Here is an 18,757-nt window from a genome sequence, read left to right as displayed (position 1 = left end):
TCTCGCGCCCGTGCCCGCACCCACGCCTCTCGTCGAGACCCGCCGCGTCGGACGCCTCACGCTGCACGCCATCCAGGCCGGCGGGATCGCGCTCGACGGCGGCGCGATGTTCGGCATCGTGCCCAAGCCGCTCTGGGAGCGCCGCGCACCGGCCGACGCGAGCAACCGCATCCGCATGGGGATGCGCTGCCTGCTCGTCGAGCACGAGGACGGTCCCGTGCTCATCGACACGGGGCTGGGCAACAAGGAGCCGGAGAAGTTCCACGCGCTCTACGCCATCGACAACGCGGGCGCGGATGGCCGCACGCACCTCGAGGACGGGCTCGCCGCGGTCGGCGTGCGCCCCGAGGACATCCGGCTGGTGATCAACACGCACCTGCACTTCGACCACGCCGGCGGCAACACGTGGCGCGACCCGTCGGGCACCGTGCGGCCGGCGTTCCCGAACGCGCGCTACGTCGTGCAGCGCGGCGAGTACCACTACGCCACGCACACGACCGAGCGCACGGCGGCCAGCTACCTGCCGCTCAACTTCGTCCCGCTGATGGAGGCGGGGCTGATGGACGAGGTGATCGGGGAGGGGGAGATCGTGCCGGGGATCAGCACGCTCCCCACGCCCGGCCACACGCCGTTTCACCAGAGCGTCGTGATCCGGAGCGCGGGCGAGACGGCCTGCTTCCTGGGCGACGTGGTCCCGACGGCGGCGCACCTGCCGCTGCCCTGGATCATGGGCTACGACGTCGAGCCGCTGGTGACGCTGGAGAGCAAGCGGCGGGTGCTGCGGCGGGCGCAGGAGGAGGGGTGGCTCCTGATCTTCGAGCACGACCCCGACACGGGCTTCGGGCACGTGGCGCACGACGGCAAGGCGTACGCGCTGGCCGAGGCGGTGGGGAACGCGGTGAAGCACCCCGCGGGGGCCGGACCGGGCGGCGGGGAGGCTCCCGTTGACGTCGCCCGGCAGCCCGGATAGCTTGTAGGGTCACAATTCGCGAAGCGGGGCGGCTAGTCGCCGCCCCCACCCTCTGGCCCTCGCGCCGCTTCCGGCGGACAGGTGCTGCAGGAGTCCTGACTACCCGACTCTCGTCGTGGGCGATCCGTCGCCCGCGGCGCTTGGACGCGTTGCGCGGACTCCATCCCGGAGGCCGCGTTTTTTCGTTCCCCCTTCCCGAGGAGCACCACCATTCAGGACTCGACGAAGCAGCGCGTGCGCGTGAACCGGCAGATCCGCATCAGTCCGATCCGCGTCATCGCCGCTGACGGCAGCCAGCTCGGTATTCTCGAGGTCGACAAGGCGTTGGCCATCGCCGAAGAGCAGGGGCTCGACCTCGTCGAGGTGGCCCCGATGGCCCGCCCTCCCGTGGCCCGCATCATGGACTACGGGAAGTTCAAGTTCGAGCAGGCGAAGCAGGCCCGTATCGCCAAGAAGAAGCAGCACGTCATCCAGCTGAAGGAAGTGAAGTTCCGGCCTGGCATCGACGAGCACGACTTCGAGACGAAGACGCGGCACGCCCGCCGGTTCCTCGAGGAAGGCAACAAGGTCAAGGTCACCCTGATGTTCCGCGGTCGACAGATCACGCACCCCGAACTGGGGCGCGCGGTCGTGACGCGGGTCGCCACCGAGCTCGCCGACATCTCGAAGATCGAGGCGGACGCACGGCTCGAAGGGAAGGCCATGACGATGATTCTCACCCCGAAGTGATCTCGGAGCGGGTGCACGTATGCCGAAGATGAAGAGCCACCGGGGCGCCTCGAAGCGCTTCTCGGTGACGGGCACCGGAAAGGTGCGGCGCCTCAAGGCGTTCAAGAGCCACATCCTGACCAAGAAGTCCCCGAAGCGGAAGCGGAACCTCCGCCGCGCGACCACGGTCGCCACCAACGGCGAGGCGAAGCGGATGAAGCGCCTCCTCCTCGCGTCCTGACCGGAGGAACCTGACCCATGCCTCGCGCAGTCTCGAACGTCCCGCGCCTCAAGCGGAAGAAGCAGATCCTCCAGGCGGCCAAGGGCGCCTACGGTGGCCGGTCCAAGCTCTGGAAGGCCGCCAAGGAGACCGTGGAGCGCGGCTGGCGCTACGCCTACCGCGACCGCAAGAACAAGAAGCGCGACTTCCGTCGCCTGTGGATCGTGCGTATCAACGCCGCGGCCCACCAGCACGGCATGAGCTACAGCGTCTTCATCGACGGCCTGAAGAAGGCCGGCCTCGAGATCGACCGGAAGATCCTCGCGGACATCGCGGTGCGCGATCCGCAGGCCTTCGGCGCGATCGCCGACCAGGCGCGCCAGGCGCTCGACAAGGCGCAGACCGCGGCCTGACGCGCGGCGCGACGCCGCGAGGCTGTGCTCCCGGACACCGCGCGGCGCGAGCCGCCGGCGTTCCGTTGAAAGTGACCGACGGCGGTGCGACCTTACGGCGCACCGCCGTCGTCGTTTCCGCACCCTCCGTCCGCCCGTGCAACTCTCCGATTACCTCGCCCAGGCCGCGCAGCTCGAGCAGGACGCGCGCGCGCTGCTGGACGGGCTCGACCCCGCGATGCGTCTCGACGACGCGAAGGGCCGCCTCAACGCGCTGAAGGACGCGCGCGTGGGCGAGCTCCAGGGCGCGCTGCGCAGCCTCGCGCCCGAGGACCGCCGCGACGCCGGCGTCGCGTTCAACCGCCTCAAGACCGCGATCCAGGACGCGCTCGACGCCTTCGCCGCGCGGCAGGCCGCCGCCGCCGGCCACGGCCCCGCGCTCGACCTCACGATGCCGGCCCGCCACACCTGGCGGGGCGCCGTGCATCCGGTCACCGCGGTCATCGACGAGATCTGCGCGATCTTCCGCGAGCTCGGGTTCACGGTGGCCCTCGGCCCCGAGGCCGAGTCGGAGTGGTACAACTTCCAGTCGCTGAACTTCCCGTCGGACCACCCGGCGATGGACGTGCACGACACGCTCTACCTCGCGGGCCAGGACGGCGCCGCGCCCGGTGAGAGCGTGCTGCTGCGCACGCACACGTCGCCGGTGCAGGTGCGCACGCTGCAGCGCTACGCGCCGCCGGTGCGCGTCGTGATCCCGGGCATGGTGTACCGCCGCGACTTCTTCGACGCGTCGCACGCGCCCGCGTTCGCGCAGCTCGAGGGGCTCGCGGTCGACGAGGGGATCAGCTTCGTCGACCTCAAGGCCACGCTGGCGGAGTTCGCGCGTCGCTTCTTCGGCAAGACGAAGACGCGCTTCCGTCCGAGCTTCTTCCCGTTCACCGAGCCGTCGGCCGAGATGGACGTGCAGTGCCAGGTGTGCGGCGGCAGCGGCTGCGCGACCTGCAAGCACACCGGCTGGTCCGAGATCCTCGGCTCCGGCATGGTGCACCCCGCCGTGCTTGAGGCGGCGGGGCTCGACAGCGAGCGCTACACGGGCTGGGCGTTCGGCATGGGGCCCGCGCGCATCGCGCAGCAGCGCCACGGCGTGCCCGACATCCGCAGCTTCTACGACTCCGACGTGCGCTTCCTCGAACAGTTCGCAGTCCCGAGCCGAGGCGAGGGATGATCGTCTCTCACGACTGGCTGCGCGCCTTCGTCCCGCACGGGCGCACGGCAGCCGAGATCGGGCAGCTGCTCAGCACGCACACGGCGACGCTGGAGGGGATGGAGGCGCTGCGCGGCGACCTCGCGCCCTTCATCGTCGGGCAGGTCGTGCACACCGAGAAGATCCCGGAGACGCGGCTCTCGTTCAATCGCGTCGACGACGGCAGCGGCACGCTGCTGGAGGTCGTGTGCGGCGCGCCGAACGTGGAGCTGGGCGCGAAGTACCCGCTCGCGCGCGTCGGGACCGTGATCCCCGGAAAGGGCGGGATGGTCATCGAGCGCCGCAAGATCCGCGGCTTCACCTCGGCCGGCATGCTCTGCTCGGCCGCGGAGCTCGGGCTCGGGGAGGACGCGGACGGCATCATGACGCTCGCCACCGACGCCGCGCCGGGCACGCCGCTGCTGAACATCATGCCGACCGGCGACGTGCGGCTGGAGCTCGACGTGCTCGCGAACCGCCCCGACCTGCTCTCGCAGCTCGGCGTGGCGCGCGAGGCGGCCGCGCTGACCGCCGTGCCGCTCGTTCTCCCGCCGGAGCTGCGCGACCTGGCACCGGCGCCGGCCGCGGTGCGCGGCGCGCGCGAGGCGAGCGCCGGTGGCGTGACGGTCCGCATCGACGACGCGGAGGGGTGCCCGCGCTTCACGGCGGCGGTGATCCGCGGCGTGCGCGTGGGCCCGAGCCCGGAGTGGCTCGTGCAGCGACTCGCGGGCGTCGGCGCGCGCAGCATCAACAATGTGGTCGACGTCACGAACTACGTCCTGCACGGGCTCGGGCAGCCGGCGCACGCGTACGACCTGGCGCGCGTCGGCGGCGCGACGCTCGTGGCGCGGCGCGCGCGGGCGGGCGAGGCGCTGACGACGCTCGATGGCCACGCGCGCATCCTCGACGGCGAGTCGCTGGTGATCGCGGACGCCGAGCGCGCGCAGGGGATCGCGGGCGTGATGGGCGGGCAGGACTCGGAAGTCAGCGGCGCGACGACGGACGTGCTGCTGGAGGTCGCGCTGTTCGACCCACGGCGCGTGCGCGTGTCGCGCCGCCGCGCGGGTGTGAGCACCGACGCCAGCTACCGCTTCGAGCGCGGCGTCGACCGCGGCGCGACGCTGGAGCGGCTGGCGCAGGCGGCGGGGCTGATCGTCGCGGTCGCGGGCGGCACGATCAAGACGGTGCTCGACGTCGGCGAGGCGCCGGCCGCGCTGCCGGCCGTGCGCCTGCGCGCCTCGCGCATCACGTGCCTGCTCGGCCAGTCCGTCCCGGACGCGGACGTCGAGCGCCTGCTGTCGGCGATCGGCTTCGGTGTCGCGCGAGAGCCCGCGGGCGGCGAGACCGCGTGGACGGTCACGCCGCCGTCGTGGCGGCAGGACGTCACGCGCGAGGTGGACCTGATCGAGGAGGTCGTCCGCCTCGTCGGCTTCGACGCGCTGCCTGACGAGCTGCGGCCGTTCCGCGCGGGGAGCGTCCCGGACGACCCGATGCACGTCGTCACGCTGCGCGTGCGCGATGCGCTCGTCGCGCAGGGGCTGCTCGAGACGAAGCCGCTGCCGTTCGTGCGCGGCGACGACGCGACGCACGTGCGCGTCGGCAACCCGCTGGCCGAGGACGAGCCGCACCTGCGGACGTACGTCCTCGACACGCTGGCGCGTCGCGCGGAGTACAACCTGTCGCGCATGCAGGGGAACGTGCGACTGTTCGAGATCGGCGGCGTGTTCGCGCCCGGATCGGACGGCCGCCCCGACGAGCGGTGGCAGCTCGGCGCGCTGATCATGGGCGAGCGCCGGCCGCCGCACTTCACGGAGCCCAAGCCGCCGGCGTTCGACGCCTGGGACGCGAAGGGGATCGCGGAGGTCGCGGCCGCGGCGGCGTTCCCCGGAGCGGCGGTGGCGCTGGTGCCAGCGCAGGACGAGACCGGCCGGCTCTGGAGCGTGCAGGTGGACGGCCACGAGGTCGGCGCGGTGCGGCGCGTGGCGCTCGACTCCCCGCCGTGGGCGTCGCCGGCGTTCGGCGTCGAGCTGACGCTGGCGCCCGTGGAGTCCGCGCCGGTCGCGGCGCGCGGCGCGCGGCTCTCCACGCCGCCCGCGCCCGCCGCCGCGCCGCCGCACGTGAAGGCGCGCGCGCTGCCGTCGACGCCGGCGGTGGAGCTCGACCTCGCGCTGCTGGTGCCGGACGCCGTCACGGCGGCGGACGTCGCGCGCGTGCTGCGGGCCGCCGGTGGCGAGCTGCTGGAGCGGGTGACGCTGTTCGACGAGTTCCGCGGCGGCGACGTCCCCGCGGGCTCGCGCAGCCTCGCGTGGCGCCTGTCGCTACGCGATCCGTCGCGCACGCTGCGGGACAAGGAGGTCGAGGGCCGGCGGCAGAAGCTGCTGAAGGCGCTGGACTCCGAGCTGGGCGTGCGCCCGCGGGCCGGCTGATGGCGGGGACGGTGGTCGCACCCGCGGCGGAGGCGTTCGCGGAGCTGGAGCGCCTGGTGCGGCACCTCGGCGAGGAGCTGGCGTGGTTCCGGCGCCGCGCGCTGGAGGCCGAGCGGCGCGTGAAGGAGCTGTCCGGTCCCGCGAACGGCACGGAGGCGCCGCGCGAGAGCGTGGAGAGCCTGCAGGCGCGGCTGTCGAGCGCCGAGGCGGAGAACGTCGAGCTGCGCGCGCGGCTCGCCGAGGCGGCGGAGCGGACGCGCACCATGGCGGACCGCATGCGGTTCCTCCGCCAGCAGCAGGAGGCCGACGGTGAGCGCTGACGAGGAAGGTCGCACGGAGGAGCGCGCGGAGGACCACACCGCGCCGCGCGGCGGGCGCAGCTCGGTCCGCGTCTCGATCCTGGGCGACGACTACAACATCCGCACGGACGCGCCGGCCGCGCACACGCGCGACGTCGCGGCGCACGTGGACCGCGTGATCCGGCAGGTGATGTCGAGCGGCACCGTCGTGGAGACGCACAAGGCGGCGATCCTGGCGGCGCTGCAGATCACGGACGAGCTGTTCCGCGCGCGCGCCGAGGCGCGCGACCTGGGCACGCGCACGAGCGAGCTGGCCGCCGAGGTGCGGCGCTGGCTCCCCCCGACCAAGCGCGGCGAGTCGCAGGGCTGAGGGCACGCTCCCGCGCGGGGCCGTGGTCGAGGCCGCGTTGCCTTTCCCGGGGGCGCCGGGTAGCTTGCGCGTCAGGCAGGACTCCGTAGGTGCAAGCGTGCGTTGTGGTTAGGTGCGTGATCAGGCGCTGGGATGGGAGGGTGGTCCGGCGCGCCGCGCCGGGCGCGCGTGGACGGTGGTCCGGTCCGCCTCCCGGATGGGCGCATACTCGGTCGATTGCGCGGCGCCTGCGCCGCGCTGGAGCATAGATCCGACATGGGAGAGCAAGCGATCCTCGCCCTGCTGGGCGTGCTCGTCGCGTTGGGCGCCGCCGTCGGGGCGTTCGTGTACGGCAAGGGCGCCGGCCGGGCCGTCGGCCGCGCCGAGGAGGTCGAGCGGCAGCGCGCGGCCAAGGCGACGGCCGAGGAGAGCGCGCAGCGCATCCTCGCCGACGCCGAGCGCGAGGCCGAGGCGGCGCGCAAGAGCGCGGTCGTCAGCGGAAAGGAGGAGCTGCTCAAGCTCCGCGAGGCGCAGGACGGCGAGGTGCGCGGCCGGCGCGAGGAGGTCGAGCGCGAGGAGCGCCGCCTGCAGGAGCGCGAGGCGCAGCTCGACCGGAAGAGCGAGACCATCGACCAGCGGGACCGCGAGCTGGCGCGCCGCGCCAGCGAGCTGGGGCGCCGCGAGAAGGTCGTGGCGGACCAGCAGGGCGAGATCGACGCGCTGAAGGCCGACGCGACGCGCCGGCTCGAGGAGCTGGCCGGCCTCTCCGCCGAGGACGCGAAGGCGGAGCTGATGCGCCGCATGGAGGAGCAGGCGCAGGCCGACGCCGCCAACCGCATCCGCGAGATCCGCGAGACCGCGCGCCGGAACGCCGAGCGCGAGGCGAAGAAGATCGTCGCGCTGGCGGTGCAGCGGATCGCCGCCGAGCACACGGCGGAGACGACCGTGTCGTCGGTGGCGCTGCCGAACGACGAGATGAAGGGGCGCATCATCGGCCGCGAGGGGCGGAACATCCGCGCCTTCGAGCTGGCGACGGGCGTCGACGTCATCATCGACGACACGCCGGACACGGTGGTCGTCTCGTGCTTCGACCCGGTGCGGCGCGAGGTCGCGCGGCAGGCGCTGGAGAAGCTGGTCTCCGACGGGCGCATCCACCCGGGGCGCATCGAGGAGGTCGTCAACAAGGCGCGCCAGGAGGTCGAGAAGCAGATCCTCGAGACCGGCGAGCAGGCGGCCTACGAGGTCGGCGTCGCCGGGCTGCACCCCGAGATCATCAAGCTCGTGGGGCGCATGCGGTGGCGGACCAGCTACGGGCAGAACATCCTCCAGCATTCCAAGGAGGTCGCCTGGCTGGCCGGGATCATGGCGGCCGAGCTGGGGTTGGACGTGGCGATGGCGAAGCGCGGCGCGCTGCTGCACGACATGGGCAAGGTGCTCACGCACGAGCACGAGGGCACGCACGTCCAGCTCGGCGTCGAGATGGCCACGCGCTACGGCGAGCATCCGCTGGTGGTGAACGCGATCGCCGCGCACCACGACGACGTGCCGCACGAGAGCGAGGTCTCGGTGCTCGTGCAGGCCGCCGACGCGATCAGCGGGTCGCGCCCGGGCGCGCGCCGCGAGGCCTTCGAGACGTACGTGAAGCGGCTGGAGGGGCTCGAGAAGATCGCGTCCAGCTACCGCGGCGTGGAGAAGGTGTTCGCGATCCAGGCGGGCCGCGAGGTGCGCATCGTGGTGACGCCCGAGGACGTGGACGACGTGCGCATGACGGCGCTCTCCGAGGAGATCGCGCGGCGCATCGAGGCGGAGCTGCAGTATCCGGGGCAGATCAAGGTGGTCGTGATTCGCGAGACGCGGGCGGTGGACTTTGCGCGCTGAGGCGTCGGCGACGGACGCCGTCGTGCAGGACGAGGGGAGCGCGCGCCTCATCGACGGCGCGGCGGTCGCCCGGGGCGTCCGCGCGCGCGTGGCCGAGGAGGTCGCGCGGCTGAAGGCCGAGCACGGGCTCACGCCCGGGCTGTCCGTCGTGCTGGTGGGCGACGACCCCGCGAGCGCCGTCTACGTGCGCAACAAGGAGAAGCAGTCGGTCGAGGCGGGGATGCGCGGCGAGACGATCCGCATGCCCGCGACGACGACGCAGGAGGAGCTGCTCGCCGTCGTCGACCGGCTGAACGCCGACGAGCGCGTGCACGGCATCCTCGTGCAGATGCCGCTGCCGAAGCAGATTGAACCGGCGGCGGTGATCCGCGGCATCCGCCCGGACAAGGACGTCGACGCGTTCCATCCGGCGAACGTCGGCAAGCTGCTGATCGGCGAACGGGACGGCTTCGCGCCCTGCACGCCCGCGGGCGTGATGGTGCTGCTGGAAGAGGCGGGCGTGCCGCTCAAGGGCGCCGAGGTGGTCGTCGTCGGCCGCAGCAACATCGTCGGCAAGCCGATGGCGGCGCTGCTGATGCAGCCGGGCGTCGACGCGACCGTGACGGTCTGCCACAGCCGCACGCGCGACCTCGCGGCGCACACGCGTCGCGCGGACGTGCTCATCGCCGCGATCGGGCGCGGGCGCTTCGTCACCGCCGACATGGTGAAGCCGGGCGCGGTCGTCATCGACGTCGGGATGAACCGCATCGACGACCCGACGACCAAGACGGGGACGCGGCTGGTGGGCGACGTCGACTTCGACGCCGTGCGGTCGGTGGCGTCGGCGATCACGCCGGTGCCCGGCGGCGTCGGCCCGATGACGATCGCGATGCTCCTCGCCAACACCGTCCGCGCGGCGCGACAGCTCGCGGGCGTCGCGGACGCGGGCGCCCGGTGACGCGCCGCCGGCGCGCGGGCGCGCCGGACGGCGACGCGCTGGACCTGTTCCCGCCGGAGCCGCCCGCGCCGCGTCGCGACGTGGGTGAGGCGCTCTTCGGCCCGCCGCGTGCGACCCCGAAGGCGGCGCCGCGTCCGACCGCCGCGCGTGCGACGCCCGCGCCCGCGGTCGATCCGTACGCGCGCCCGACGCCCGAGATGGAGGCGTTCGCCGCGCTCGCCGCGGCCGCGGGGCTCGACGCCGCGAGCAGCGAGGCGGAGCTGCAGGCCGCGCTCGACGCGATGCTGCAGGAGGAGGAGCGCGCGCCCGCGGCCCACGCCGGCATCCCAGGCGCGACGCCCAACGCGGCGATCACGGTCTCGACGCTCACGCAGACGCTGAAGGAAGTCGTCGAGGGCGCGTTCGTGCCGCTCTGGGTGCGCGGCGAGATCAGCGACTTCAAGGCACACCGCAACGGCCACTACTACTTCTGTCTGCGCGACCAGGTGGCGCAGGTGAAGTGCGTCATGTGGTCGCGCGACGCGCGGCGCCTCCCCGCGATGCCCGACGACGGCATGCAGGTGGTCGCGCTCGGTCAGGTATCGGTCTATGCCGCGCGCGGCGACCTGCAGCTGAGCGTGAAGGCGATCGAGGCGCAGGGCGACGGGCTGTGGCGGAAGGCGCTGGAGCAGACGCGCGCCAAGCTGATGGCCGACGGGCTGCTCGATCCCGCGCGCCGGCGCGCGCTGCCGCGCTACCCGCGTCGCGTCGCGGTCATCACGAGCCCGGACGGCGCCGCGCTCCACGACATCGTCGCCGTCGCGCGGCGTCGCTCGGCGCTCGTCGAGATCGTCGTCGTGCCGGCGAAGGTGCAGGGCGACGGCGCGGCCGAGGAGCTGCGCGCGGCCGTCGAGCGCGTGGGGCGGTGGCGCGACGTCGACGTCGTGATCATCGGGCGCGGCGGCGGCGCGCGCGAGGACCTGTGGGCGTTCAACGACGAGCAGCTCGCGCGCGCGGTGGCCGCGTGCCCGGTGCCGATCGTGTCGGCGGTCGGGCACGAGGTCGACATCACGCTCTGCGACCTGGTCGCCGACCTGCGTGCGCCGACGCCCTCTGCCGCGGCCGAGGCGTGCGTGCCGGTGCTGGCCGAGGTGCGCGCGGAGGTGCGCGCACTGGCCGACGCGCTGCGCGACCTGGGCGCGTGGCACGTGCGCCGCGCCGGCGAGCGGCTGGTCGCCACGCGCGAGGATCTCGTGCTGGGCGCGACGCGCGTCACCGAGCGACGGCGCGCGGCGGTCGAGACGCTCGCCGGCCGGTTGCACGCGCTCAGCCCCCTCGCCACGTTGGCACGCGGCTACGCCGTCGCGCGTTCGGCGGACGGCCGACCGCTGTCCCGCGTCGCCGACTTCGCCGCGAGCATGCCCTTCGAGCTGCAGGTGCGCGACGGCACCGTGCCCGCCACCGCGCGCCCGCGCGACGACGCCTGACCGCCCCGACGATGACCTTCGAGACGACGCTCGCCCGCCTGCAGGAGATCGTGGACGAGCTGGAGCACGACGAGCTGGAGCTCGACCGTGCGCTGCGGCTGTTCGAGGAAGGCGTCGCGAAGCTCCGCGACGCGTCGTCCGAGCTCGCGCGCGCCGAGGCACAGGTGAAGCTGCTGGTCGAGAAGACCGACGGCACCTTCGAGCTGCCCGCGCTGGACGGCTGAGCGATGACGACCGGGGTGGACGCGGTGCAGGACGCGGCGCTGGAGGAGGCCGCGCGCGGCTTCGCGGCGCAGCGGCGTCGCGTCGACGAGGCGCTGCGCGCGTTCTGCGACCGCCACCTCGGCCCGCTGGAGCCGGTGGTCGCCGACGCGATCCGCTACTCGCTGCTGGGCGAGGGGAAGCGGCTGCGCCCGATCCTCGTGCTGGCGGCGTACGAGGCCGCGGGCGGCGCGGGCGACGGCGCGGAGCTCGCTGCGGCCGTCGAGGTCGTGCACGCCTACTCGCTGGTGCACGACGACCTGCCGTGCATGGACGACGACGACATGCGGCGCGGCCGGCCGACCGTGCACCGCGTCTACGGCGTCGCCGCGGCCACCGCCGCCGGGCTGGCCATGGTGCCGCTGGCGGCGCGGTGCGCGCTCGACGCGTCGGTCGCGCTGGGGCTCCCCGACGACGCATGCGGCGCGATCGTGCGCGAGCTCATGCAGGCCTCCGGCGCCGGCGGGATGATCGGCGGCCAGCAGCTCGACCTGGAAGGGGAGGGGGAGGCGCTGTCGCTGGAGCGGCTGGAGCGGATCCACCGCGCCAAGACGGGCGCGCTGATCCTCGCGGCGGCGGTCCTTGGCGGGATCGCGGCGGGCGCGGGCGAGGACCGCCTGGAGGCGCTGCGGCGCTACGGCTCGTCCGTCGGCCTCGCGTTCCAGATCGCCGACGACGTCCTCGACGTCACGGCGACGACCGACCAGCTCGGTAAGACCGCGGGGCGCGACCTGGCGCTGCAGAAGAGCACCTATCCGGCGCTCCTGGGCGTCGACGGCGCGATGCGCCGCGCCGAGGCGCTGATCGACGACGCCTGCGGGGCGCTCGCCGCCGTCGGGCTGCTGACGCCCGCGCTCGAGTACCTGGCCCGGTTCACGGTCGCCCGCCGGTCCTGAGGCCGCTCCCGGGCCCGTGAGGGGCCCGGCCGGGATCGGTCCTGCCGTCCCGGCCGTTGGTCAGTAGATTCCGTGTCGCGGCGCTGACCGAAGAGGGCCCGCAGCCCTGGCCCGCCGTCGTCCGTCCGCCCCATTCCCTCGCATCGTCATGAGCCTGCTCGCCCGCCTGAAGTCGACGTCCGACCTCAAGGCATTCTCCCGCGACGAGCTCCGCGCGCTCGCCGACGAGATGCGCGCGCGCCTGATCGACGTCTGCTCGCGCACGGGCGGCCACATCGGCGCGGGCCTGGGCGTCGTCGAGCTGACGATCGCGCTGCATGCCGTCCTCGACACGCCGCGCGATCAGCTCGTGTGGGACGTCGGGCACCAGGGCTACCCGCACAAGCTGCTCACGGGCCGCGACGAGGGGATGGAGACGCTGCGCCAGGAGGAGGGCATCTCCGGCTTCCTCAAGCGCACGGAGAGCCCGTACGACGCCTTCGGCGCCGGCCATGCCGCGACCTCCATCTCGGCCGCCCTTGGCATGGCGGTGGGGCGCGACCTGCGCGGCGAGGACTTCAAGGTCGCCGCGGTCATCGGCGACGGCGCACTGTCGTGCGGCCTGGCGTACGAGGGGCTGAACAACGCGGGCCACTCGGAGCGCGACATCATCGTCGTGCTGAACGACAACGAGATGTCGATCGCGCCCAACGTCGGCGCGATGCACAAGTACCTCACCTCCGTCCAGCGGAACTCGCTGTACAATCGCCTGCGCTCGAAGATCGGCGAGATCGCCGACGGCATGGGCGGGAAGACCGGCGTCCCCGGCACGCTGCTGCGGAAGTGGGAGGAGAGCGTCAAGGCGTTCCTGACGCCGGGCGTGCTGTTCGAGGAGCTGGGCTTCCGCTACTTCGGCCCGATCGACGGCCACGACATCGACCAGCTGGTCGACACGTTCGCGGCGGTGCGCGAGCTGAAGGGCCCGCGCCTCGTGCACGTCATCACGCAGAAGGGCAAGGGCTTCCCAGCCGGCGAGAGCGTCGAGAAGTGGCACGCGCTGCCGCCGGGCCACGATCCGTCCACCGGCAAGCAGCTCAAGGCGTCGACCGCGAACCCGGCCTACACGGCGGTGTTCGGGAAGGGGCTCGCGGAGCTGGGCACGCTCGATCCCGACGTCGCGGTCATCACCGCGGCGATGCCGAGCGGCACGGGCACGGGCGCGTTCGCGAAGGCGCACCCGAAGCGCTTCTTCGACGTCGGCATCGCGGAGGGTCACGCGGTGACGTTCGCGGCCGGCCTCGCGACGCGCGGCGTGAAGCCCATCGTCGCGATCTACTCGACGTTCCTGCAGCGCGGCTACGACAACGTCGTGCACGACGTCGCGCTGCAGCACCTGCCGGTGGTGTTCGCGATGGACCGCGCGGGCCTCGTCGGCGAGGATGGCGAGACGCACATGGGCCTGTACGACATCGCGTACATGCTCGCTGTGCCCGGCATGACGGTCACCGCGCCCAAGGACGGCACCGAGCTGCTGGCGCTCCTGCGCGCGGGGGTCGAGCAGGACGCGGGCCCGTTCTGCGTGCGCTATCCGCGCGACGTGGTGCCCGACGCGGTGCCGGACCTCGCGAAGATCGAGGCGACGCCGCACGCGACGTGGGAGGTGCTGCGCCGCGGACGCGAGGTCGCGATCCTCGCCGTCGGCACGATGGTCGGCCCGTCGCTGGAGGCGGCCGAGACGCTCGCGGCCGAGGGGCTCGACGTGACCGTCGTGAACTGCCGCTACCTCAAGCCGTACGACGAGCTCACGCTGACCGCGCTCCTGGCGGACCACCGGTCGCTGCTGGTGGTCGAGGAGGGCACCGTGGTGAACGGCTTCGGCGCGTACATGGCGTCGGTGGTCGAGCGCCGCGAGCCGTCGGTACGCGTGGTGGCGCACGGCGTCCCCGATCGCATCATCTACGCGGCGCCGCGGAAGCGCCAGCTGGCGAACTGCGGTCTGGACGCGACGGGCATCGCCGAGCGGGTGCGCGCGCTGCACGAGAGCGAGGCGGTCGCGGGCTGAGCGTGCATCGCCGCCGGCGCAGCGCCTCACGCCCGACGTCGGGCACGTCACCCCGGTCCACGCGCTGATGCGCCTCGGCATCGTCGGCAACTCCGACTATGGCGGGCTGCCGGACGTCATGCAGCGGCTGCGCGCGCTCGTGCCGCAGCTCGGCATGTCGCTGGCCCTCGAGCCGCCGCTGCTGCCGTTCCTGTCCGACGCCGACGTCTTCGACGAGCATACCGAAGTCGACGCGGTGCTCAGCCTCGGCGGCGACGGGACGCTGCTGCGCGCCGCGCGGCTGCTCGACGACCGCGCCGCGCCGATCCTGGGCGTGAACCTGGGACGGCTCGGCTTCCTGACCAGCTGCGACGCCGACGGGCTGGAGGAGGGCGTGCGCCGGCTGGTCGAGCGCGACTACCACGCCGAGCCGCGCATGGCGCTGCGCGCCGCCGCGGTGGACGCCTCCGGACGGGTGCACGCGCGCTGGCGGTCGCTCAACGACGTCGTCCTGCACAAGGGCGGCTTCGCGCGCGTCGTGCGCTTCGCGGTGTGGGTCGACGGGGAGCCGATCGGCGCGTTCGCGGCCGACGGCGTCGTCGTCGCCACGCCCACCGGATCGACGGCGTACTCGCTGTCCGCGGGCGGACCGATCGTGGTGCCGACCGTCGAGTCGATCGTGCTGACGGCCGTCTCGCCGCACACGCTCGCGATCCGGCCGCTCGTGCTGCCTCCGACGGCCGAGCTGCGCCTGATGGCCGACGACGGCCCCGAGGAGCTCCTCGTGACCCTCGACGGGCAGCCGGGTACCACGCTCGGCGAGTCGGAGACGCTGGTGATCCACCGGGCGGCGACGCCGGTCCTCATCGTGCGGTTCGCCGACAGCAGCTTCTTCGCGCGCCTGCGCACGAAGATGGGGTGGGGCGGGCTGTCGGAGCGCGACGAGCGCTCGCGCGAGGACGCCGCCGCGGCGCTGCTGCGCCAGACGCCAGCGAGCGTACGCGCCGTCACCGGGACGGGCGGCGCGAGCCCGACTGACGGGCTATCTTCGGGTAGGCCCTGAGGCCGCCATTCGCGCGCCGCCGACCGGCGCGCGGAACGGCGCACCTCCACGCGTCGACCGGGCACGGACGGACGGCCCGACGGACGTAGCTTCGCTTCCAGCCGCATGCTCACCGAGCTCCGGATCAAGAACTTCGCGATCATCGAGTCGCTGTCCGTCCCCTTCGCCCGCGGCTTCAACGTGCTGTCGGGCGAGACGGGTGCGGGCAAGTCGATCATCGTCGGCGCCCTCGGGCTCCTGCTGGGGGAGCGCGCGAGCACGGACCTGATCCGCACCGGGAGCGACCGCGCGTCGGTGGAGGGCGTGTTCGACGTCGTGGGACGCGAGGACGTCGCGCGCGCGCTCGACGAGCGCGGCATCGAGGTCGAGGAGCAGACGGTCGTCCTCAAGCGCGAGGTGGCGGCCGGCGGGCGCGCGCGCGCGTGGGTGAACGGCTCGCCGGTGACGGCGGGTGTGCTCGCGGAGATCGGCCGGCTGCTGGTGAACCTGCACGGGCAGCACGAGGCGCAGACGCTGCTCGACGCGGACTCGCAGCGCCGCATCCTCGACGCGTTCGGCGGCGCGACGGCCGAGGCGGAGCGCGTGCGCGAGGCTGCCGGCGAGCTGGCGCGCGTGCGCGAGGAGATGCGCGCGCTCGCCGCGCGCCGCGCGGAGGCGGAGCGTCGCGCCGACTACCTGCGGCACGTCGTGAAGGAGATCGAGGACGCGAAGCTGCAGGCCGGCGAGGACGAGCGGCTGGAGGAGGAGGCGCGCCGCCTCGAGCACGCCGACGAGCTGCGCACGCTGTCGGGCGGCGCGGCCGGGCTGCTGGAGAGCGGCGAGGACGGGGTGCTGCACCAGCTCGCGCAGCTGCACCGCACGCTCGCGAACCTCGAGCGCATCGACCCGGGGCTCGCGCGGCTCAACGAGCTGTACGACAACGCCTTCTACGCGCTCGAGGAGCTGTCGCGCGAGCTGGTGGAGTACGAGCGCGCCGTCGAGCTGGATCCCGAGCGGCTGGCCGACGTGCAGCGCCGCCGCGACCTGATCTTCCGCCTGTGCAAGAAGTACGGGCCGGGGCTGGCTGAAGTCATCGAGACCGGGCGTCAGGCGCGCGAGGAGCTCGACCTGGTGGATTCGGCCGGGATCGACCTCAAGTCGCTGGAGGCGCGCGAGGCGCAGGCGCGCGAGCGGCTGCACGAGTCGGCGGCCGCGCTGTCGGCGCTACGCCACGCCGCGTCCGAGCGGCTGTCGGCCGCGGTCGAGGCGGTGTTCCCGGACCTCGGCATGGCGGACGGCCGCTTCCGCGCCGCGCTGACGCCGCGCGAGGAGCCCGGGCCGACCGGCGCCGAGGACGTCGAGTTCCGCGTCGCGCTCAACGTCGGCCACGACGCGCGGCCGCTCGCGCGCGTGGCGTCCGGCGGCGAGCTCTCGCGCGTGATGCTCGCGCTCAAGACGATCCTCGCGCGCCTCGACCGCGTGCCGACGCTCGTGTTCGACGAGGTGGACGCGGGCATCGGCGGGCGCGTGGGGCTGATGGTCGGCGAGACGATGCGGCGCGTCGCCGAGCACCATCAGGTGTTCGCGATCTCGCACCTGCCGCAGCTCGCGGCGCGCGCGCACCACCACATCCAGGTCGCGAAGGGCGCGCGCGCGGGCGTGACGACGGCGGACGTCCGCGTCCTCGCCGGCGACGACAGGGTGCGCGAGGTCGCGCGCCTGCTCGGCGGCGATCCGGAGAGCGAGGTCAGTCGCGCCCACGCGCGCGAGCTGCTCGATGCCGCCGCGGGCGCGGCGCTGCGCACCGCGCCGTCGGCGAGCGAGCCGGCGTCGAACGGCGCCGCGCCGCGCCCGGCGCGCGAGAAGCGCGTCAGCGGACGCCGGTGACGTTCCGGGTGCGGTCGCCGAGCACGCGCAGGTAGGCGCGCACCATCAGCTGCGTGGCCGACGCGCGCAGCACCTGCCCGCCCTCGCCGCTCAGCGTGCGGCGATACAGCCAGCTGACCTCGAGCGGCAGCGACGCCTTGCCGCGCGTGTACGCCGCGAGCGTGGAGTAGCTGAGCCCCAGTCCCGCGCGCTGCTCGCGCGCCTCGGACTCCACGTCGAGCACCGACGCGTCGATCGTCACGGCGGGCTGGCCGCCGGCGGCCGGCAGCTCGAAGGTGCCGCGGTGCTCGTCCGCCGCCTTGCTGCGCATCTGCCAGTGGCCCCAGATGCTGAGGAAGTCCGAGAGCGCGACGCGCGGATTCACCTCGAGCTGCAGCTCGCGGCCGATCGTGCGCTCGATCTGCGCCTCGCGTGCGGCCGGGACGAATAGCTCGTCGGGCGTCGCGGGAATGCGGACGATCGGCTGGTCCGCGCGCGGCTGGATCACCCGGACGATCGCCGACGCCCAGAAGCGGCGGCCGAAGACGACGTCGGTCGCGGAGCGGAAGAGGAACGCGTCGACGCCGGTGCCGGTCGGGATGTCGAACCAGTACTTCGGGAAGTCGCCGCTGCCCGCGCCCACGCGGTAGCCCGCCGTCACCGAGCTGCGCAGCTGTAGCCCGCGCGGGGCCAGCCGCGCCTGCTCGCTGCCGTGGAAGGTGTCGAGCCACTGCACCGTGCCGGCGAGCTCGATGTCGCCGCTGCCGCTCCGTACCAGGCCGCGCAGCGAGTCACCCGCGATGCCGAACCGCTCGTCGCTGAGCAGCGTCTGCAGCCCCGCGAGGCCGAGCCGCGCCGTCGCGCCCGCGGGTGCCGTCGTCGCCGCGAGCGACGTGATCTGATACGTGCCGAAGCGGCGCGACAGGTCCGCGAGCCGCGCCTCCACGGCGCGCTGCGGCGCGGTGCCGGCGATCGGCACGAAGGCGCGCCCCGACCCCGACGTGCCGGTGCCGTACACGTACGCGATGCGCGACTGCACCGCGGCCGCCTCGGCGGCCAGCGCGTTCGCCGCGGAGGCGGAGAAGCCCGTGCAGCGCGGGTCCGTGGGATTCGGCGCGGCGCAGGTCGTCACGAGCGCGCGCAGCGCCGTCGTCGCGGCGGTGAGCTGCTGCGCCACCAGCCCGTTGCGCTGCAGCGCCGTCGACGCGCCGGAGCCGCCGAGCGCCGTCGCGGGGTTGAAGCCGAGCGTGCCCTCGGTGCCCGTCGGGTTGAACACCGGGTTGAGCGAGGAGCGCGTGCGCACGTACGGCAGCAGCGCCGACACCGTCAGCCGGTCGAGCACTCCGTACTCGATCAGGAACGGGATCGTCTGCACGTCGACGCGCACGTCGCTGCGCAGCTGGCCGAGCGACGCGACGTAGCCGGAAGTCCCCGTGAGCGCGCGCAGCGTGTCCTGCACGGGCTGGAGGAAGGTCGGCAGGAAGCCGACGCCGAGCGAGTCGAACGACGCGTCGGCGCCGATCGGCTCGCGCTGGCGGAGCGCACCGCCGCGCCCGCCGAAGCGCTCCGTCGCGGTCTCGAGGATGCCGCCGATCCGGATGCGCGCGCGGCCCCGCCGCAGCACGGTCGCGTCGTCGCCGCCGCCGAGCACGGCCTGCGCGGAGAGCGCGGCGGGAAGGGAGGCCAGGCACAGCGCGACGGCCGCCGCGCGCCCCGCCGACGGCAGCCGGAAGCCGCCGGTGCGCGGTCGCGCGCGGGTCGTCGTGAGGATTCGCAAGTCG

17 protein-coding genes are annotated in these 18,757 nt (G+C 73.9%); 16 read left to right on the top strand and 1 reads right to left on the bottom strand.

Features of this window, described 5'->3' with window-relative positions; all coding sequences use genetic code 11:
• The first annotated feature begins 10 nt into the window (after nt 1–10).
• The 16 genes from rosag_RS19620 to recN all read left to right on the top strand — a co-directional run bounded on the left by rosag_RS19620 (nt 11) and on the right by recN (nt 16,997).
• Complete coding sequence (locus rosag_RS19620; RefSeq protein ID WP_284351867.1) at nt 11–970, top strand: MBL fold metallo-hydrolase; 960 nt, start codon at nt 11–13, stop codon at nt 968–970.
• Nucleotides 971–1,204: 234 nt separating this feature from the next.
• On the top strand, nt 1,205–1,699 hold the full coding sequence (gene infC, locus rosag_RS19615) for a translation initiation factor IF-3 (RefSeq protein WP_284351866.1): 495 nt from the start codon (nt 1,205–1,207) through the stop codon (nt 1,697–1,699).
• Nucleotides 1,700–1,718: 19 nt separating this feature from the next.
• Nucleotides 1,719–1,919: a 50S ribosomal protein L35 gene (gene rpmI / locus rosag_RS19610; RefSeq protein ID WP_284351865.1), complete on the top strand. Its 201-nt coding sequence runs from the start codon at nt 1,719–1,721 to the stop codon at nt 1,917–1,919.
• Between the two features lie 17 nt (nt 1,920–1,936).
• A complete protein-coding gene (gene rplT / locus rosag_RS19605) occupies nt 1,937–2,311 on the top strand; it encodes a 50S ribosomal protein L20 (RefSeq protein WP_284351864.1) in 375 nt (124 codons plus the stop codon).
• Nucleotides 2,312–2,447: 136 nt separating this feature from the next.
• Nucleotides 2,448–3,518, top strand: coding sequence for a phenylalanine--tRNA ligase subunit alpha (gene pheS / locus rosag_RS19600; RefSeq protein WP_284351863.1), 1,071 nt, complete (start codon nt 2,448–2,450; stop codon nt 3,516–3,518).
• Entirely contained in the window at nt 3,515–5,962 is a 2,448-nt protein-coding gene (gene pheT / locus rosag_RS19595; RefSeq protein ID WP_284351862.1) for a phenylalanine--tRNA ligase subunit beta, read from the top strand. The genes pheS and pheT overlap by 4 nt, the downstream gene beginning before the upstream one ends.
• 11 nt (nt 5,963–5,973) lie before the next feature.
• On the top strand, nt 5,974–6,282 hold the full coding sequence (locus rosag_RS19590; RefSeq protein ID WP_284351861.1) for a hypothetical protein: 309 nt from the start codon (nt 5,974–5,976) through the stop codon (nt 6,280–6,282).
• On the top strand, nt 6,272–6,631 hold the full coding sequence (locus rosag_RS19585) for a cell division protein ZapA (protein WP_284351860.1): 360 nt from the start codon (nt 6,272–6,274) through the stop codon (nt 6,629–6,631). The genes rosag_RS19590 and rosag_RS19585 overlap by 11 nt, the downstream gene beginning before the upstream one ends.
• A 255-nt stretch (nt 6,632–6,886) precedes the next feature.
• Nucleotides 6,887–8,488, top strand: a complete 1,602-nt coding sequence (rny, locus tag rosag_RS19580; RefSeq protein ID WP_284351859.1) for a ribonuclease Y — start codon at nt 6,887–6,889, stop codon at nt 8,486–8,488.
• Between the two features lie 22 nt (nt 8,489–8,510).
• Nucleotides 8,511–9,425, top strand: a complete 915-nt coding sequence (gene folD / locus rosag_RS19575; RefSeq protein ID WP_284351858.1) for a bifunctional methylenetetrahydrofolate dehydrogenase/methenyltetrahydrofolate cyclohydrolase FolD — start codon at nt 8,511–8,513, stop codon at nt 9,423–9,425.
• Nucleotides 9,422–10,891 carry an exodeoxyribonuclease VII large subunit gene (gene xseA / locus rosag_RS19570; protein WP_284351857.1) on the top strand — a complete coding sequence of 490 codons (1,470 nt, stop codon included), beginning with the start codon at nt 9,422–9,424 and terminating at the stop codon, nt 10,889–10,891. Before folD ends, xseA begins: the two co-directional genes overlap by 4 nt.
• An 11-nt stretch (nt 10,892–10,902) precedes the next feature.
• Nucleotides 10,903–11,115, top strand: a complete 213-nt coding sequence (xseB, locus tag rosag_RS19565) for an exodeoxyribonuclease VII small subunit (RefSeq protein ID WP_284351856.1) — start codon at nt 10,903–10,905, stop codon at nt 11,113–11,115.
• 3 nt (nt 11,116–11,118) lie between these two features.
• Nucleotides 11,119–12,048: a polyprenyl synthetase family protein gene (locus rosag_RS19560; protein WP_284351855.1), complete on the top strand. Its 930-nt coding sequence runs from the start codon at nt 11,119–11,121 to the stop codon at nt 12,046–12,048.
• Between the two features lie 148 nt (nt 12,049–12,196).
• On the top strand, nt 12,197–14,089 hold the full coding sequence (gene dxs / locus rosag_RS19555; RefSeq protein ID WP_284351854.1) for a 1-deoxy-D-xylulose-5-phosphate synthase: 1,893 nt from the start codon (nt 12,197–12,199) through the stop codon (nt 14,087–14,089).
• A gap of 67 nt (nt 14,090–14,156) precedes the next feature.
• Nucleotides 14,157–15,131, top strand: coding sequence for an NAD(+)/NADH kinase (locus tag rosag_RS19550; protein ID WP_284351853.1), 975 nt, complete (start codon nt 14,157–14,159; stop codon nt 15,129–15,131).
• Between the two features lie 105 nt (nt 15,132–15,236).
• The gene (gene recN, locus rosag_RS19545; RefSeq protein ID WP_284351852.1) at nt 15,237–16,997 is read left to right on the top strand and encodes a DNA repair protein RecN; all 1,761 of its coding nucleotides are present in this window, start codon (nt 15,237–15,239) and stop codon (nt 16,995–16,997) included.
• Here recN and rosag_RS19540 read toward each other — a convergent pair.
• On the bottom strand, nt 16,981–18,753 hold the full coding sequence (locus rosag_RS19540; RefSeq protein ID WP_284351851.1) for a hypothetical protein: 1,773 nt from the start codon (nt 18,751–18,753) through the stop codon (nt 16,981–16,983). The genes recN and rosag_RS19540 overlap by 17 nt on opposite strands.
• Nucleotides 18,754–18,757 lie beyond the last annotated feature (4 nt).

Origin of the sequence: Roseisolibacter agri, from assembly GCF_030159095.1 — a bacterium.
Lineage (GTDB): Bacteria > Gemmatimonadota > Gemmatimonadetes > Gemmatimonadales > Gemmatimonadaceae > Roseisolibacter > Roseisolibacter agri.
Note: the sequence above shows the minus strand (reverse complement) of the source record. Positions and strands in the feature narration are given on the sequence as shown.

Bases quoted from the DNA above. Each gene is read 5' to 3' on its own strand.
- recN (WP_284351852.1), top strand. From the start codon at position 15,237: ATGCTCACCGAGCTCCGGATCAAGAACTTCGCGATCATCGAGTCGCTG.
- rpmI (WP_284351865.1), top strand. From the start codon at position 1,719: ATGCCGAAGATGAAGAGCCACCGGGGCGCCTCGAAGCGCTTCTCGGTG.
- xseB (WP_284351856.1), top strand. From the start codon at position 10,903: ATGACCTTCGAGACGACGCTCGCCCGCCTGCAGGAGATCGTGGACGAG.
- pheT (WP_284351862.1), top strand. From the start codon at position 3,515: ATGATCGTCTCTCACGACTGGCTGCGCGCCTTCGTCCCGCACGGGCGC.
- dxs (WP_284351854.1), top strand. From the start codon at position 12,197: ATGAGCCTGCTCGCCCGCCTGAAGTCGACGTCCGACCTCAAGGCATTC.
- rny (WP_284351859.1), top strand. From the start codon at position 6,887: ATGGGAGAGCAAGCGATCCTCGCCCTGCTGGGCGTGCTCGTCGCGTTG.
- rosag_RS19560 (WP_284351855.1), top strand. From the start codon at position 11,119: ATGACGACCGGGGTGGACGCGGTGCAGGACGCGGCGCTGGAGGAGGCC.
- rosag_RS19550 (WP_284351853.1), top strand. From the start codon at position 14,157: ATGCGCCTCGGCATCGTCGGCAACTCCGACTATGGCGGGCTGCCGGAC.
- rplT (WP_284351864.1), top strand. From the start codon at position 1,937: ATGCCTCGCGCAGTCTCGAACGTCCCGCGCCTCAAGCGGAAGAAGCAG.